Raw genomic sequence first — 17,775 nt, 5'->3', positions numbered from 1 at the left:
TCAGTCCTCCGGGCTGTAAAGGATTTCGACGCGGCGATTGCGCGCGCGATTTTCCGGAAGGCTGGCCGGCAGCGCGATCGGCTGCGATGACCCCGCACCGCTGGACTCCAGCCGCCCCGTATTGTCGATGCCCTGACTCAGTATCTGCAGCACCGAACGCGCGCGTTCCGCCGAAAGTGCGTAGTTGTCCTTGAACTTCAATGAATGCACGGGCTGATCGTCGGTATGGCCGACCACAATCACCCGCCCCGGCACCTGATTCAGCGCGGCGGTGATGGCGTGCAGCATCGGGACCTGCTTCGCGGTGACTTCGGTGCCGCCCGAGGCGAACATCGCCGTCGCATTGAGGCGCACCAGCGCGGACCCGTCCGGCTTTTCGTCAACGGTCAGCGCGCCGGCCTGTTCTTCTTGCGCCAGCAGCTGCTTCAGGCTCTTGCGCGCGACCTTGGGCTGCGTCTGCCTGAGCCGCGCCTCATCCGGCGGCACCGCACCTTTCAGACCAATCTGCGCAACCTGCGCGCTCACCGGCGAGGACCGTTCGTTCAGCCGTGTATAGAAGTACAGAAAGGCACCGAGCAGCAGACAGGCACCGGCGGCCACGATCACCCATAGCGGTACATAACGAACCAGCGGATTGCGCCGATCCTCGATGCCCTTCCAGTGCGGCGCCAGCTCCTCCGCAGCCGGAGCGCGCTGTCCCTTCAGTCGCCGGTACAGGTCTTCCTGGATGTCGGCCAGCTTCGCGCGGCCATCGGCCTCGATCTGGTAGCGCCCGCCAAAACCCAATGCGAGGCAGATGTACATCAGTTCGATCAGATCGATATGGCGCGAGAAGTCCGCGCACAGCCGATCGAGGATGACGAAGAATTTCTCGCCACCGTAGGATTCACCGTGAAAGATCACCAGCAGGGTCTTGGCCGCCCAGCCGCTTTGCTGGCCCCACGGCGTGTTCATCACCGATTCGTCAAGCGTCGAACACAGCACGTAACGCGCCGCGGTAATGGTCTGCGCCGCAATACCGGCCGCTTGCGCATGACTTTCGAACTGACGTACCTGGGCGATCACTTGATCGCGCAGGTGCGCTGCATCCGGCTGGGACACGCTGTTGCGCAATTGCACGGCAAGCAGCAGCAGCGGGCTTGCCGCCTGTACCAATGCGTTCAACCCGCCGCCGAGAAAATCACTGATGGCTGCGGGTGGCCCCATGTCGGCACGCGATGCAGGCCCTCTCGCTGACGCAACTGCCGGCCTCGCTGCAGGCGCCGGGGCGGGTGCGGGTGGTGTCGGCGCGCCACGCGGACGCACTACCGTGGCATCCCGCAGGGGATCGTCGTCGTTGGGACCATTGCTGCTCATGCGCTCAACCTCTGATCGCCCACAACTGCAAGTCGAGACCGGCGAACTCGCCACCGAAATGGAAGGCAATGCCGCCTGACGTCTTCAGCTCCCGCCACATCGACGAATTCTTGTCGAACTCGAAATACAGATAGCCGGAGTTGTACGGAATCTGCCGCGGCGCCACCGGCATCGGTGCCACCGGAATACCGGGCAATTGCAGGTTCACCAGATCGCGGATCTTCTCGACCGGGCCGATCTTCGATTGCGCCGGCAACTGCCGCCGCAGATCCTCGGACTTGAGATCGGCCTTGGCTGCCAGTACGAACGCGGCGGTGTCGAGCAGGCTCAGATCCGGCACCACGGCAACCCATACGCCAAACTTGCGCTGCTGCAGCGGGATCGGAATGGCGGTCTGTTCCATCACCGCACTGAGACTGTTGCGCAACGCGACAATCAGCGGCTCGAAGGTTTCACGCAACACTTCATGTCGATACGGTGGAAACGCCGGCGGTCGCTTGCCGCTCGCCGTGAACGTGGACAGCTCGCCGGCCATGCCCGCCAGCACGCGGTAGAAATCTTCCGGGTGCAGGATCGGCGCGGCAGCCAGATGCGCGATCAGCGGCTGATAGCGATTCACCACCTGCAGCAGCAGGAAATCGGCGATCTCGGCGGCACCACCACGATCGGTCACCGCCACGCGACTGGCCAGCGCCTCGCCGCGCTGATGCAGCAGGCCAAGCAGCTCGGTGAGAAAAGTCGTGAGCCTCGGCGCGGCATGACAGCTGAGCGCCGTAGGCATGAAGGATTCTTCGAGGATCACGCGACGGTCGGAGCGGCATTCCACGATCCGCGCCAGCGGAATCTGCGCCAGGCCTTCAAGTGGCTGCGATTGCGGCAGCAGGCGGCTATTGAGACCGCCCACTTCCAGCGGGGTCAGCCCATCGACGCTGCCGGAGGCGTCGCGCACCTCGGTTTCCCGTACCCGGAAGCGGAACAGCTTTTCGGCAGGCGCCTCGGGCCGGCCGCTGTCCGGTTGTGCCGGCGAGCGCAGCGGCAGGGTCAGGAATACGGTCTGGTCGCGCCAGTTGCCGTCAACTTCCAGCGCCAGCGGCAACGGGTCGTCACCGGGCATCGAAAAAGGCGTGCCATCGGGGAATACGCCGCGGGCACGCTTGATGCCCAACTTGCCGATCGCCAGCAGGTCGGACTCCAATTCCAGTTCGGAGAACCCCCATGTATAAGGGCGCAGGCTGCCGGCGCGCAGTTCCACGAAGCGCTCAAGGTAGCGCTCCTGCTGCTGCAGATGCTGGGGACGAAGGAACAAGCCCTCGCTCCAGACGACCTTGTTGTTATCCGTCATGCGTCGCGCCTGCCCCTGTGAGATGCCCCCGGCTGCGCTGCCGGGCATTCCCGCGCGGGCGGCATGTTGCTCGCCTGCGCGTCCCCTGGATGTTTCCTGCCTGTAACCCGCGTCCCCAGTGCCCCTAGTGACGTGCCGACTTCTGCATTCTCCGCGCCGATTTCAGGCGTGACAACTGTTCTTCATAGGCGCGTGCGAATTCGTCGCCGAACAATCGACGAAAGCACTCGTCGGGATCGCGTGACAGTCCGTCGAAGTTCTCGCGGTACTTGTCCCAGTATTTGCCCTTGCCGGCGAACGCCGAACGCTTCGACGAGCCATCCGCTTCCTGCTCGAACCGATCCGGGTTGAAATGCACCAGCAGCGATTCGAACGCCGCGCGCACCCCGGCGAGCATCGCCATCTGATGGCAGCGGATATCGTCGAAGGCATCCTCGAACGCGGCCGTGCCCGACATGAAGGCGCCGTTGGACGGCGCCATGATCTTCTGCAGCGCCTCGTCCGGGTTCGGCGCGAATTTCAACGGGTTGTTCTCGGAACGCTGGATGATCGTGACCGGCAGGCGGAACGTGTTCTTGATCTCGGCACGGGCGCGCAACACATCCATCACGCCGTCGACAACAACACGGAATATCTGATCGACATCCGGCGGCAGTGTCGCTGAGCCGGTCGTCTCTGCAACCGGGGTGGCGGGGTTATAAGGTGGACGCGCCGGGACGGCCACCGGTGACGCCACAACCGCGGCGGGCGGCGCTGGCGAACTGGGTGGCGCCGGCGGCGACGCGAAGTCACCCACCGTCAGATCCCAATTTTCCGGGAGCGCATTGGCTTGCCGTTGATCGGTCGTCATCGGCGGATGGAAATAGTCGTCGGTGCTGGCCGAGTGGTTCCAGCTCGAGCTGGCGTTACCCGTGGTGGCCCCTGACAGGAGCCCGGACGACGTGTCGGCCGAGCCAAGAAAACTCAACGGGTCAAGCTCTCCACCCGCCTGTGCATCGATGGCGCCGGGGATGAGACCCGCGTCCATCGGCATGGCTGACGTAGATGGTGGATAAGCCGCAGCCCGCGGCACCGGATCGAGCAGATCGAAATCCAGCGGATCGATCACCATCGCCGTCGGGACGGCCGCCGCGGGTGCCGGCGCCAGCAGGTCGGGCATTGCTGACGCGACGGTGGCTGCCTGCAGGTGAACTTCGACTTCGAAGGTATCAATCAGCAGCCGGTCGCCGTCTTTCAACGCCGAAGGATCGCCCTTGATCAGCGGAGCATCGTTCAACAGCATGCCGTTGGTGCTGCGATCCTCGATGAAATACATGCCATTGAGGTAGCGGATCATCGCGTGGACGCGGGACACGCCGGAAGCACTCAGCACCCAGTCGCAGTCCTCGGAGCGGCCGATGCTTCCGCCCACAGCCTCAAACGTCTTGCGGCTGCGACTGCCAAATTGGGCAGCCTGGCGGCCAGCAACTGCGAGGATCAGGCTCTGCGACATCGACACGCTCGTATTTCCCCTGCAACTGTCAGCCAACCAGGACAGCGATGAATGAATCGCGCTTACTCATGCAACGGGTCAGCGCATGAAATCCGGATGGTCGTCCCGAATGATTGTTCGCGAACCACCGAGGCTTCGCGACTGTTGCAGGTTGAATGTACCGCCCCGATAGCGCACCTGATCGCCCTCTGCATCAGCGTAACCAGACGCCCCGATGGCCGACCGACGCAACCTCACACCCCGCGGAAGCCCTGCTATTCCCGAGCCGCAAACCCCGACCCTACCTGTTGATGAGCTCGCCGGACGCAATAAAACTACGGTTCACAATCGTATCGCCCATCTGCGCAGTGGGCAAGCTTCCGGAAGACCGGCTGGGATTGACTCAAGCAGAGCCCGAAGCGGCTCCGCCGGCGTTGAGCAGGTTCATCGCAGGCTCGATGTAGCCGGCACGGCGGGCCTCGAACTTGTCGATCACCAGCGCTGCCAGCATGTTGATCCCGGCCACCACGGCACACGCCGTCAGATGATCCGCCGGAGGCACCGGCGTCTCCTGCGATGCCGGTGCCAGGCTGCCTCCCGACCATCCAGCGGCGGCGGCCAACCATGCGCCCGTCGATTTGTAGCCGCCGGCGTTGGCGAATTCGAATGCCGCGCGCCGATTGCTCTCGTTCGGTTCTCGCACCCACTTCTCTGCCAACGAGGCGCCGGCCTTGTCCTCGGGGCTCAACGGTTGATCGCGCGCGCACTGGCACAGCCAGGCTACCGCATAGCGCTTGGGCAAGAGCCGCGCGAGCAGCTTCAGCGCATCCTGCACCTGGCCGGCACCGACCAGGGCCTGCACCGCTACCTGCGGAGTCATGTCGGCCTTGAGCATCGCACTGGCCGGCTCGGACAATTCCATCTGCATGGATGCTTGCAACACTGCTGACATCTGCGTGTCCTCCCGCTTACCCGATCATGATGATGGCGCCGGACACCTGCGTCATCGCATCGCCCTTCAGCGTCAGCATCGGCCCTTTCACGGTGGCCATTGCGCCACCGGCAACTTCCAGCATCGCGTCCGAGTGCATCTTCAGGGATGCTCCCGCGCCGATGTCCATGGTGGCGCCGGCCTTGATGCCGACCTCCACCTGGCCATCCACTTTTACTCCCATGCTGCCGCTGACCTTGATATTGACGCCCTTGATCTCGATGGAGCCATCGCTTTTCATCACGATGCTGGAGGCACCGGTGACCAGTTCAATCTCGGTACCCGCGCTGAGCTTGAACTTCTGACCGACCGTGGTCGTGGCATTCTGCGTAACATCGAGCTTGTCATCGTTGCCGACTGTCAGCTTGCGATCGTGCTTGATGTTCTCGGTCTGGTCGTTCTTGATGTTGACGGTTTCGTCGTGGTCGATGTCGACGAAGTGGTCGTTCTCCACCTCTTCGCGCATGTCCTTTTGCGCGTGAAGGTACAGTTCCTCACTGCCTTTCTTGTCCTCGAAGCGGATCTCGTTGAAGTCATCCGCACCGCCGCCTTCATGGCTGCGGCTCTTGATGCCGCTCTGCGTCTTGTTGTCCGGCAGGGTGTAGGGCGGCATGTTGTCCGCGTTGTAGACGCTGCCGATCACCAGCGGTCGATCCGGATCCCCTTCGAGGAAACTGATCACCACTTCCTGGCCGACGCGAGGGATGTTCACGGCCCCCCAGTTCTTGCCGGCCCATGCCGAGGCCACCCGAACCGGGCAGGAAATGTGCCAGTTCTTCTTGTCCGTCTTGTTCCAGTGAAAGATCACCTGGATACGACCGTACTTGTCGACCGAGATGTCCTCGGCAGTATCGCTGCCCGCCACCACCGCGGTCTGCAGGCCCACCACCATCGGTCGGACAGCGGTAGGCATGGTGCGGAACGGTTGCCCGCTCCGGATCGCCGAGAAATTGCAGAAGAAAAGGTCGCCACCCTGTGCCTTGCCGGAGTGGTAGGCGTCATCCTCGATATGCACGGTAGAACCCGTGACGAGGTATTCCAGGTTGAGCTCCTTGCGGGGAAACTCAGCCAGCTTGAACAATGCGCCGGTCAACAGCCCGCTGGCCGTGGTCGAGCCCGAACACAGCGACTGCTGCACGTTCAGCGCTTCGATCCGTACTTGCGCGTAGTGCTTGCCGACGTCACCGGTCACATGGTCGCCAGGGTAGTCGAACGACTCCAGGCCCATCACGTTGTGGTTGCTGTCCGCGTTGCTGATCGTTTCATCTCCGAGCAGCGAAGTGCGCGGCTTCAAAGGGTCATAGTCGGTCAGCGAATACTTGGTGGTCTGCATGGAGCGTACGGCGGAAAAATCCTGGATGGCTGGAGTCTGTGCGCCGCGACTCGCCTCTCCCTGCGGCCGATACGGCAGCTCGTCAAATCCGCCAGTCGCCGAGTGAGCTCCAAGCGAGTCAGCCAGCACCATCGTGTGCGTATTGTCGGAGTGCTGGAAGAAGTAATAGATGCCCTCCTGCTCCATCAGCCGACTGATGAAGTTGAAGTAATCCTCGCGATACTGGACGCAATATTCCCGAACCGGGTAGCTGCCGCTAAGGCTGAGCTTGACATCGGTACAACCCACCTCGGACAGCACGGTCTTGATGATGTCTGGAACAGACAGATCGGTGTAGATCCGGCAGTCCACCTTGTGCAGCAGCAACCAGGGCTTTGGCACCAGGGTCACTGCGTACTCGGCGTGACGTTCGTTCTGGAAACTCTCGAAACCGATCTGGGATATTTCCGAGACGATGCCATTGAAATGACGCTTGAAGTCACCCGTATCAAGAGTAACCGTCATCGATGTGCCGAGCAGGTCGAGCAGCTTGATCCCGCTGTCCTTGCTCAGCAATTTCAGCTGGTAGGAAAAAAGCCTCCCGAGTTGCTCGCTGCCCGACAGGCTTGCGGGCAGCAGCTTGTCACCGAGGTCTGACTTCAGTGTCATCCGATGCGTCATATCCACTCTCCCCCGCGAGCCCGCAACGGCAGGCTGGCAACTTCAGCTGTGTACCATATTGTCGCCCCCAACGGGAGGCCTTTCGAGACGTGGCAGATCGAGGCCGTCCGTTCTTCCAGCGCATCCGCCCATGGCAAACCCCTGCTTTCATGAGCGGCAGGTATGTTAGCAACGTTTCGCTGCGGCAACGGTCAACGGCCACCACATGGTCAGCAGCAGCGATCATCCCGCGGAGATCGCTGCCGCCGCCAAACGATTCCCGACCATTCCGGTCGACACAAAATCCTGAGCCGGATCCGCCTCGTGCCACTCGATCCGCACGATGTCGAAACTGTCCTGTCTGTTGCTGCCGATGGCGAAAGCCTCAACCCTCCCGGCTTTCCTTCTTGCGTGCCAGCACCACCCAGCCAGCAACCGGCGCACCCATTTCCTTGCGAAGTGACTCGGGCGCGATTGCCACGCCGGTGAATCCATTGGCGTCCAGTGCATCCATCACGTAGCGGCGGGTGTGCTGATAGCGCCCACTTGGACTCAGCTCCGTGCGACTCTCCTCACCCTCCAGCGCTTCCAGCGTGAAGGCGAGCCATCCATCCAGCCGCAAGGCATGACAGGCGGCAGACAGCACCACGTGCAGATCCCCAAAATAGACCAGGGTGTCGGCGGACAGCACCAAGTCCCAGCTATCCGGGTGTCGTTGCAGATACGCAGTCAGTTCGGCCACGTCCAGCACGTCGTAACCGCCGCGCGCACGCGCCTTCTCGACCATGCCGCCGGAGAGGTCGACGCCACTCAGGCGATGTGCATACGGTCGGATCAGCGGGCCACACAATCCGGTGCCACAGCCGGCATCAAGGACATCCAGCACGCCAGCGGGCAATCCAAGCATGGGCCTCAGCGCATCGACCAGCACCTGCGGCGCCCGGTATGCGAGGTTGTTCAGCAGTTGCTCGTCAAAGTTGTCGGCGAATCTGTCGAACACATTGCGCACGTAGTCGTCGTCCGCCCGCGACGGCGCTGCCATGCCGCCACAGGCGGCCAGCATATGCCGGGGCACGGGGTTGTCCGGCTCGCGGCTCAGCCAGTCGCGGTAAACGCCGATGGCTTCGTCGTGCCGATCGAGCACATAGAGCGCGACACCGAGTTCATCGAGGGCCCGCACGTTGCTGCCGCCGAAGCGGATCGCGTTCCTGAAGCAGACCACTGCCTGCTCCACATCCTCGATCTCGCTCGCATGCCTGCGCAGCTGCATTCCCATCAAATAGTGCGCGCGACCCAATTGCGGAGCCTGCTCGATCAACGTGCGGCAGGCTTGCCGCGCCTCCTCCGGCCGCTGCTGGGCCTCAAGCACCACGGTCAGATTGCCCAACGCATCCTGATGATGTGCGTTGCAGGCCAGAGCACGTCGGTAGCACGCCTCGGCCTCGGCGAGGTTGCTGCTTTCCTTGTGAACATTACCGAGATTGTTGTGCGCATCGGCGTGTTGCGGAGTGGCCCGAAGCGCCAATCGGATCAACCTCACGGCATCCTCGCTGCGACCACGCTGATGACACAGCACGCCGAGAAAATGCAGCGCGTCGGGCTGCCCGGCCTGCATCTGCAGTACTCGGCGATAGAGCGTCTCTGCCGTATCCAGCTCGCCGCCTTGATGGGCCTCGACCGCCTTGCGCAGCAGAGCCATCACGCCGTGGGCGACATCGGTGGCGCGGCTCCCGCATCTGCCCCGACCAGACGATGTCCGCTTCAAACGGGCACCCAAGCGCCAGCCATGAACGACTTGCGATTTCCTCTCACCGAATTCTCCCCACCCTTCGCCACGTGGCGCCACGATGCATGTCTCGCCGAATCAACCCGGCGCAGCCGTGGCCATTCCCATGTCCTGGCTCAGCTGATCAACACCGTGGGGCAGCCGAGCACAATGGATCCGCCATGGGCAGTCGGATCCCCGAGGCGCGCTGCCGGCAAGCCACTTATGAGAACCTTGGTGGATCCCATGGCGATGACATCGGGCGGGCCCACGCAGGTCACCATGTCGGTAGCCCGTGCGGCGGGCAGTGCGCCGATCAGCACGGTGGGTGCGCCAGGCGCCAGGATCGGGCCGCCGACGTGGGGCACCACGCCGGTCACCATCGGGCAGACATGCATGTCGGTAAGTCGTGCGGCTGGGGGCATTAGTGATGGACCTGGCAGGTGGACTCAGTGACAACGACCCGATGTTACGCTTCCGGCGGTTCATGAGCAGACCGCCCGTTTGGCTTTGCCGCTCCATTCAATCGCGCAGTGACCGGAAACACCCAGCAACCTTACGACAGCCCGATCTGCTTGAGCGCCTTGCTCTTTATCCCGGCGAAGAAACCCTTCTTGACGTGCGTGCCCTTGTCGCTGCCGAGCCCCTCCAGTTGCAGGCGCGAGCTAGTGATGTTCTTGGTGGCGATCTTGAGCAGGGGATCCATCTGCTTCTTCTTCATCAGTTCGACTTTGTCCATCCAGCCCGGCAACCCGATGTCGGCAATGAACATGTTGGCGACGGCCGATGTATCAGCGCAGGTGAGCAGATAGCAGCCAAGGATAGGGCACTCGTTGAACACCAACAGATCCAGCGAGTTCGGTGCCGCCAACCGCTTGTTGCCGGCACGCATGTCCTTGATGTCCAGGCCCAGGCCGTACAGTTGCAGCCCAAGACTGGCCAGTGAATTGGCGATGCCGATGCCCGCCGTGGTGGCCGTGCCGAAATCCGCGAAAAGCCCACCGATCTTGGCGCCGGTGGCGAGCGCCTGCTGCCCCAGTTGCACCGAGTGTTTGGCGAGGTCGCGCTTGATGATGAGCTGGATCGCCTCGGCCGCTGCACTGGGATCGCCGAGCCGGAAGCCAGCCTTGTAGTCGTCGCTCTTGTAGAGGTGATATCCGTCCTCTGCGACTGCCTTGCCAGCCTTGGCCAGCTTCACTCCGCTGGTCACCACGCCGAGAATCGGCGTGATCTCGTGCACCAGGTTTGCCAGCACCTCACCCGTGATCGCCGCGATCACTTCATGGATGTTATCGACATCCGCGCATTCGACGATGAAGTCCTGCACCGCCTCCTTCATGCCCGGCATGCTTGCCGCCGTGCTGGCTGCCTTGCCGCCTTTTGCCAGTTTGTTGGCCGAGGAAACGATCTTCTTGCCCGTCGACAGCACCTGCTTGGCCGTGGACAGCTGACTGCTGGTGCCGAACTTGAGCTTCGTGCCGCCGAACATGTTGACGACCAGTTGCTGGCGCGCTCGCGCCAGTTCGCCCATGGCCTTGAACTCGCCCATGCTTAGCGGTTTGGATGGCATCGCCTGTCTCCCCCTGTTGTCTGCACTCTGAGTACCGCATGGATGAAAACGGGGTGGTTCAATCTGACCCCGTTTTCACCAACACGCTGTGGATTCACAACATACGCGCGGTAGCCGCACCGAAAGTGCTGCCAGGCTTGACGAGCGTGCTCATCAAATCCCTGAAGTCGGTTGCGATCAGACTGAAATGCCGCGGATAAAGGGTAGATCCCCGGCTCGACACCGTGTTGTTCATGATGCTCTTCGTGCCGAACGGCGGCTGGTTGTAGATGGCAGCGTCGACCGCCACGCCGTTGTACTGCGTCGTGAGATATTCGTCTGGAAGGCCGATCGTATGGCCGAATTCGTGCGGCACCGCTTCGCTGTCGTCCGCACCCCACTCGAGCATGTTGGGCGTGCCATGGAATACGTTGTCCCGATCCACGTCGTGCAACAGCGCCGTCTTCTTCCACATGGGCCATGCGATGTCGTAGGTCGCGGCCTTGACGCTTGGAACGCCGAGGGCCTGGACGTGAGCGCAGCGCGCTCCTGGGGTTGCTCCGCTGTCGATGGACGCAATCAGGCCGGCCATGCCAGGCGTCGGCCGACATTGGACCGTGTATTCGGCGTTTGCATCGTTCCAGGAAATGTCGAACAGAATTCGCCGGGTATGGGTCTTCACGACACCTCCAGCGGTTTCATTGATCGACACCGAGGCCTTGTCGCTCCAGACGCGTTTGATCGCCAGAGACCAGCGCGTTGCGACCTCGGCCGTGAAGCCTCCACCACCGTCGGTCGCGCCTATCAGCACGTTGACCGTCAGCGCCGTCGACGCGGCGGAGGTCGACAGTTCGTACACCGCGGGCCACGTGCTGACCCCGTCGCCATAGGTGACACCGCCCTGCTCCTGCGTCCAGATGTGCCGATATCGCTTGGTGCACACCGGCGACGCCGCCGATCGGGCTGCGAATTTGGCTGCAAGTTCGTTCATACCAATTTCCCCTTAAAGTGATCCACCCAGATCAGAGCGCACTTTCAAACCCCTGAGCGGTGAAGGCATTTCCTGACCGCACCGCCTCACCCAAACCCGTACGAAAACTCCCCGTCCGTCACCCCGACCTGCACCCGTGCAATCGCGTTGCCTTCCATCATCCGGGTGAGGAATTCACGCGAGACATCCGGCAGCATGGTGTTGGTCAGGATCGCGTCGATCATGCGACCGCCCGACTCGGTTTCGGTGCAGCGCTCAACCACCAGCTTCACCACGTCCTCGTCGTATTCGAACGGGATCTTGTAGCGACCCTCGACCCGCTTCTTGATGCGGTTGAGCTGCAGCTTGACGATCTTGCCCAGCATTTCCGGGCTCAGCGGGTAGTACGGAATCGTCACCAACCGGCCCAGCAATGCTGGCGGGAATATTTTCAGCAGCGGCTCGCGCAGCGCCTTGGCCATGCCCTCGTGATCGGGCATCAGCTCAGGGTCCTTGCACAAGCCGGCGATCATGTCGGTGCCGGCGTTGGTGGTCAACAGAATCAGGCAGTTCTTGAAGTCGATCGAACGGCCTTCGCCATCTTCCATCACGCCCTTGTCGAACACCTGGAAGAAGATTTCGTGGACGTCCGGGTGTGCCTTCTCCACCTCGTCCAGCAGCACCACCGAATACGGCTTGCGTCGCACGGCTTCGGTGAGCACGCCGCCTTCGCCATAACCGATGTAACCGGGCGGAGCGCCCTTGAGTGTGGAAACGGTGTGCGCCTCCTGGAACTCGCTCATGTTGATGGTGATGATGTTCTGCTCGCCGCCGTACAGCGCCTCGGCCAGTGCCAGCGCGGTCTCGGTCTTGCCGACGCCGGAGGTGCCGGCGAGCATGAATACGCCGATCGGCTTGTTCGGGTCGACCAGGCCGGCACGGGAGGTCTGGATGCGCTTGGCGATCATCTCCATCGCGTGGTCCTGACCGATCACGCGCTGGCCCATCAGCGTGGCCAGGTTCATCACCGTTTCCAGCTCGCTCTTGACCATCCGCCCGACAGGGATGCCGGTCCAGTCGGACACCACCGAGCCGACCGCCTGGTAGTCCACCGATGCCAGGATCAGCGGATGCTCCCCCTGCAACTCGGCGAGCTGGTTCTGCAGGCGTTTCAGTTCGCCCAGCGCAGCGGTGCGCTCGTCACCCTCAAGCGCGGCCACACCCTTCTCGGCGGCTTCCTTGTTGGCCGATTCCTCCAGCGAGCTGCCGGTGCCCTCCACCGGCGCGCCGGTTCCCCGCAGCGTGGCGCGGATCGCGAGAATCTTCTCGACCAAATCCTTTTCGGTGACCCAGTTCGCCTCCAGCGTTTCCAGGCGCGCCTTCTGCGTGGCGAGTTTCTCGGTAGCTGCTTCCTCGCGGGCCGCGACATCGACGCCGACGTTTTTCTCGCGGTTGATGATGCCGAGCTCGGTCTGAAGTGCATCGATGCGCTTGCGGGTGTCGTCCACTTCTGCTGGCACGGCGTACTGGCTGATCGCGACGCGCGCGCAGGAAGTGTCGAGCAGGCTGACCGCCTTGTCCGGCAACTGGCGTGCAGGGATGTAGCGATGCGACAGCTTGACTGCGGCTTCGAGCGCCTCGTCGAGGATCTGCACCTTGTGGTGCTTTTCCATGACGCTGGCGACACCGCGCATCATCAGGATGGCCTTCTCCTCGCTCGGCTCGTCGATCTGCACGGTCTGGAAGCGGCGGGTCAGCGCCGGGTCCTTCTCGATATGCTTCTTGTACTCGGCCCACGTCGTGGCGCCGATCGTGCGCAGGTTGCCGCGCGCCAGTGCCGGCTTGAGCAGGTTCGCGGCATCACCGGTGCCCGCCGCGCCACCGGCGCCGACCAGCGTATGTGCCTCGTCGATGAACAGGATGATCGGCCGGGTCGAGGACTGCACTTCCTCGATCACTTGCTTGAGGCGATTCTCGAATTCGCCCTTCATGCTGGCACCGGCCTGCAGCAGGCCCACGTCGAGCACGCGCAGTTGCACGTCCTTCAGCGGCGGTGGCACATCGCCGGCGACGATACGCAAGGCGAAGCCTTCGATCACGGCGGTCTTGCCCACGCCGGCCTCGCCGACCAGCATCGGATTGTTCTGGCGCCGGCGCATGAGGATGTCCACCAGCTGGCGAATCTCGTCGTCGCGACCGACGATCGGATCCATCTTGCCGCTGCGCGCCTGCTCGGTCAGGTCGACGGTGAATTGTGCCAGGGCCTCCTGCTTGCCCATCTGGGCGGGCGACATTGCGCTGCTCGCCTCACCTGGTGCACCGCCACCGCCCATCCGGAAGCCGTCGTTCGCGCTTTGCCCGTCTTCCGGCGAACCAGCCACCACTTCCGCGAATTTCTCGACCAGGGCCTCTGGCTTGATCTTGTCGAACTCGGCCGAAATGTTCACCAGCGCATTGCGCAGGTTGCGCGTACGCATGCAACCGACGACAAGATAGCCGGTGCGCACCTGCGCCTCGCCGAACATCAGGGTGGCGAATACCCACGCGCGCTCGACGGCCTCCTCGACATTGCTGGAAAGGTCGGAGATGGACGAGGAGCCGCGCGGCAGGCGATCCAGCGCATCGGTGATGTCACGCGCCAGGTTCGACGGATTGAGGTTGAACTGCTTGATGATGCGATGCAGGTCCGAGTCCTGCAGTTGCAGGATCTGATGGATCCAGTGCACCAGCTCCACATACGGATTGCCGCGCAGTTTGCAGAACACGGTGGCGCTTTCGATACCACGGAAGGCCAGCTTGTTGAGTTTTCCGAACAGGGCGCCGCGACTGATTTCGGCCATGGTCATTGATCCTTTTGTGGTAGTTGTCCGATCCGGATGTCTTGGTGCGAAGTCAATCCAGCGTTGCGAATTCGTGATTCCAGCTCATGCCACCATGCCGTGTGCAAGCCCGCGCGATCACCTACCCCACGGGCTTCAATACGACATCATCGACATCGGCATCCTGCTGCGGCTGTCCCATCCATGTGGTCAGGCCCATCCGCCCGTTCCGGCCCAATCGGGTGGCGGGCACATCGGCCCTTTTCAGCACCAGCTGTACATCCCACGCCTTTTCCTCGCCCACGTAGGTCTTTACGGCGGCAACCAACTGGTTGAGCGCCACACCGCCCGGCAGAAAATTGTTGAACTCGGCACAGCTCAATGGCCCCAGTCGCAGACGAAAACGCTGCTGGCTACCCCAGACGTATTCGCCAGTGACAGCGGTAAGCCCCAGCGCTGCCACGTCACCGGACCCACCGAGCCGAAGATGGGAAGTCGGCGGCAGTCGCATCCATTCGGCGACAAATTCCACGATGCCGACAGGGATGCGGAAGAACCGTTCGATCAGCCCCTTGAGTCCTTCGGCGTTGCGGGTCTGCTGGAGCAGACGTCCTGCAAAAAAGCGCTTGAACTGATCCGGCAACGCGTCGCGATTGTCGAGATTCGGTGTAGCCAGACCCACCAGCGCACCCATGTAAAGGCGAAAACGGTCCTCGGCCGGACGGTCCAGTTGCACGGTCGGCTGCGCGTCGGCCCAGGCCCGATAGAACAGACTCATCATGCGGTGATGGAAGATGTTCGCGAATGCGGTGAAGGTGGAATCCTTCGCGTTGAGCTCGCGATCCATGGCGTATTCGGTGAGGTGCAACGGCAATGGCGCGTTGGGACCGAACAGCCCGAAGAACAGGCCATGCAGGCGCGCTGGTTTGCCGGCACCGCCAGGCTGATAGCGATCGACCGTCTTCGGCGCGAACGACAGCGACGGTGTCTGGCACAGCCGCACGAAATCATCCAGTGCCTTGGCCGAGTGACCCAGCCGAGGCCGCTCGGGAAACGCGCACTCAAGCCTGCGGGCAGCTTCGAAGAACTCGAAGGCCTCGGGGTGGTCGCGCAGCGCGTTCTCCAGCGCTACAGCGTCTGCCGTGTTCCCAGCCGGGCGGGCCATCGGGCGACCTCGTTGCGTTCCAATGTACGCAGAACGGTTTCTGTGAAGGAATTGATCGAAACGTAACGCGTGAAGAACTGCTGCATCACCGCACCCAGCAGGAAGGCGCCGGTACCTTCGAACGCGCCGTCATCGCAGGTAAGTGTGATTTCCAACCCACGGCCAAACGTGATCGGCCCCGGTACGGGCACTCGCCGCACGATGGCTTGCGAGCTGACCGCCTTCACGCCTTCGATCTGACGCAATGCGCTCGAATCGAATTCGTCGCAATACAGCGTCAGCATTTCGCGCAGAGCCGAGGCCCCTTCGCCACTGTTGTTCTCGAGCAGCGACACGTAGTTCAACTGCAGATGGCTCAGCAAGCGCCAGGCGGTCTCACCAGTGGCCACTGAAGCACGTGGTTTGGTTGGCCCGGCGACGCAACGGATCGCCTCCACTGGCGCGCCGGTCTCCAGCGTGAAATCGGTCTTGGACTTGCCCACCGGCATCTGCAACGGAAGGTCGCGATTGGTGCACATCAACTGCATGCCGATCTGACGCAATTGAGTGGAATAAGGCGCTTCGCTGGAGTCCACCAGGGCGATGAACATTTCATTGCCGATATAGCTGGAGCGCGCGCCCTGACGCTTCTGTCGGGACGAGATCAGCCTTGGCTCGCGACGGATGGTGTAGTAGGCGGAATGCTGGCTGTGCCAGGTACGCTCGTCGCAGCCGTAGAACGGCAGGAAGCGCTGCTCCGGCTCCTGCTTGTCGCCGAAGCCCTCGACGTTGCCGATGCTGTGGATCTCGAAATCCATCGGCCGGGTGCGATCGGCGAGGATGTGGTACTCGGTCTTGCCCTGCTGCAGATGGATGCGGTCTGCACGGCGCGGAAACAGGTTGATCGCCGGAGTGCAGAACAGACGGAAGTTGTTCACGTCGATCGCGTTGTGCAGGCTGGCCACGCTGCGGTCGAACAGCACCACGATCTCGAACTCGCTGCCTTTGGAACGGGCCAGCACGGACTTCAAGCCGGTGAATTCGGCAAACAGGAAACGCTCGGGGCAGGCGAAATATTCCTGCAGCAGCCGATAACCGCTGAACGAACGGCCGCTGTAGGGAATCAATGCCTCGTCGTCCTCGAAGCCTTTGCGATGGATGTGCGAGGCGTCGAAGCTCTGGCTGATCTCGCCGCTGGCGCCTTGTGCGCGCACGACGAAACTCACCGCGTTGCCCAGCAACTGTTCATACAACCGCTTGGGCAGCTCGTCCGCGCCGGCGATGAACACCGGCAGGCTATCGAGTGCGAGCATGTTCGCCTGGGCACCGGCAGTCACCCTGAACTTCAAACGCAGGCCGGCCCGCACCGGTTTGCCTGGCGGCAGCGTCACCCCCGCCGCAGCGATCGCCGCCGGGGTCTCGAAATACTTTGCGTCGGTAAGCTCCAGCGGCCACAGGGTTACGTCGTGAGCGGTGCGATATTCGCAGGCCGTGCGGTCATCTTTTCCGGTCAAGCTGCGCAATGCCGTATGCCGGGCAACCGTGTGGCCGGCGAGCAGCCCGCTTTCCTTCAGGTCCGGCTGCATCTGCACGACGGCCATCGAAGGTACCGGTGCCAGATAGTGCGGGTAGATCATTTCCAGCAGGTGCTGGGTGAACACCGGATACTGCGCGTCGAGCTTGAGCTGAACCCGTGCTGCCAGGAACGCGAACCCTTCCAGCAGGCGCTCCACATATGGATCCGCGCATTCGAAGCCCTCCAGTCCGAGACGTCCGGCAATCTTCGGGTACTCGCGCGCAAACTCGCCCCCCATCTCACGGACGTGTTGCAGTTCCCGGTTGTAATAACGCAGCAGGCGTGGGTCCATGATTGATCAGCCGAAGCCCTCCGATACCTTGAAGTTGCCCGTCTCCAGGTCCACCTCGGTTTTCAGGTAGAGATTGAGCGGGATCGGCTGGGCCCACATCTCCGACTCGATGCTGAACCTCAACGCCTGGCGATCCATCCGCTTCTGGTTCGCGTTCGCCGAAACCCGCAACGTACTGGCCGTCAGACGCGGCTCGAAGGCGAGGATCACGTCCTTGATCTGACGTTGCAGGGTTTCCGAATTGATACCCGACAGGGATGCGCCGGTAAGGTCGGGGATACCGAAATTGAGCACCGAGCGAGCCACCTCCGGGTAATCGTCGAGGTCCACGCTCACATCCAGGCTCACGCAATTGAGCAACCACGAGACATCGCGTGTAACGCAATCGCGTAAACGCATGGCCGAGATCACGCGTTTCTCGCGGCTCTCTTCCAGCTTGCCAGGTTCGTCGTCGGTAAGCCGATCCAACAGCGAGGGTTGGAGCCTTTCCTGGGTCGTCAACTCAGCCATGTCACGCACGCACCTTCA

13 protein-coding genes are annotated in these 17,775 nt (G+C 62.5%); all 13 read right to left on the bottom strand.

Annotated elements, in window-relative coordinates; translation table 11 throughout:
• Nucleotides 1–1,356: a type IVB secretion system protein IcmH/DotU gene (gene icmH, locus EAH75_RS13970; RefSeq protein ID WP_140805860.1), complete on the bottom strand. Its 1,356-nt coding sequence runs from the start codon at nt 1,354–1,356 to the stop codon at nt 1–3.
• A gap of 4 nt (nt 1,357–1,360) precedes the next feature.
• Nucleotides 1,361–2,698 (bottom strand): type VI secretion system baseplate subunit TssK, encoded by a 1,338-nt coding sequence (tssK, locus tag EAH75_RS13965; protein WP_140805857.1) that lies wholly within the window; start codon nt 2,696–2,698, stop codon nt 1,361–1,363.
• A 124-nt stretch (nt 2,699–2,822) separates the two neighbouring features.
• Nucleotides 2,823–4,190 (bottom strand): type VI secretion system-associated FHA domain protein TagH, encoded by a 1,368-nt coding sequence (gene tagH / locus EAH75_RS13960; protein WP_140805855.1) that lies wholly within the window; start codon nt 4,188–4,190, stop codon nt 2,823–2,825.
• Nucleotides 4,191–4,572: 382 nt separating this feature from the next.
• Nucleotides 4,573–5,121 (bottom strand): DUF6931 family protein, encoded by a 549-nt coding sequence (locus tag EAH75_RS13955; protein WP_140805854.1) that lies wholly within the window; start codon nt 5,119–5,121, stop codon nt 4,573–4,575.
• 16 nt (nt 5,122–5,137) lie between these two features.
• On the bottom strand, nt 5,138–7,153 hold the full coding sequence (locus EAH75_RS13950) for a type VI secretion system Vgr family protein (protein ID WP_140652440.1): 2,016 nt from the start codon (nt 7,151–7,153) through the stop codon (nt 5,138–5,140).
• Between the two features lie 364 nt (nt 7,154–7,517).
• Nucleotides 7,518–8,831 (bottom strand): tetratricopeptide repeat protein, encoded by a 1,314-nt coding sequence (locus tag EAH75_RS13945; RefSeq protein ID WP_140805907.1) that lies wholly within the window; start codon nt 8,829–8,831, stop codon nt 7,518–7,520.
• A gap of 203 nt (nt 8,832–9,034) precedes the next feature.
• The gene (locus tag EAH75_RS13940) at nt 9,035–9,322 is read right to left on the bottom strand and encodes a PAAR domain-containing protein (RefSeq protein WP_140652436.1); all 288 of its coding nucleotides are present in this window, start codon (nt 9,320–9,322) and stop codon (nt 9,035–9,037) included.
• Between the two features lie 131 nt (nt 9,323–9,453).
• On the bottom strand, nt 9,454–10,467 hold the full coding sequence (locus EAH75_RS13935) for a hypothetical protein (protein ID WP_140805852.1): 1,014 nt from the start codon (nt 10,465–10,467) through the stop codon (nt 9,454–9,456).
• 94 nt (nt 10,468–10,561) lie between these two features.
• Nucleotides 10,562–11,437 (bottom strand): hypothetical protein, encoded by an 876-nt coding sequence (locus tag EAH75_RS13930; RefSeq protein ID WP_140652432.1) that lies wholly within the window; start codon nt 11,435–11,437, stop codon nt 10,562–10,564.
• A gap of 86 nt (nt 11,438–11,523) precedes the next feature.
• Nucleotides 11,524–14,256, bottom strand: a complete 2,733-nt coding sequence (gene tssH, locus EAH75_RS13925) for a type VI secretion system ATPase TssH (RefSeq protein ID WP_140805851.1) — start codon at nt 14,254–14,256, stop codon at nt 11,524–11,526.
• Between the two features lie 121 nt (nt 14,257–14,377).
• Nucleotides 14,378–15,400 carry a type VI secretion system baseplate subunit TssG gene (tssG, locus tag EAH75_RS13920; protein ID WP_140805849.1) on the bottom strand — a complete coding sequence of 341 codons (1,023 nt, stop codon included), beginning with the start codon at nt 15,398–15,400 and terminating at the stop codon, nt 14,378–14,380.
• Entirely contained in the window at nt 15,364–17,247 is a 1,884-nt protein-coding gene (gene tssF / locus EAH75_RS13915; RefSeq protein ID WP_140805847.1) for a type VI secretion system baseplate subunit TssF, read from the bottom strand. Before tssF ends, tssG begins: the two co-directional genes overlap by 37 nt.
• 6 nt (nt 17,248–17,253) lie before the next feature.
• The gene (gene tssE, locus EAH75_RS13910) at nt 17,254–17,757 is read right to left on the bottom strand and encodes a type VI secretion system baseplate subunit TssE (protein ID WP_140805905.1); all 504 of its coding nucleotides are present in this window, start codon (nt 17,755–17,757) and stop codon (nt 17,254–17,256) included.
• Nucleotides 17,758–17,775 lie beyond the last annotated feature (18 nt).

It is taken from the genome of Rhodanobacter glycinis (assembly GCF_006438785.1).
GTDB lineage: Bacteria > Pseudomonadota > Gammaproteobacteria > Xanthomonadales > Rhodanobacteraceae > Rhodanobacter > Rhodanobacter glycinis_A.
This window is presented reverse-complemented; position numbering and strand designations above follow the sequence as displayed.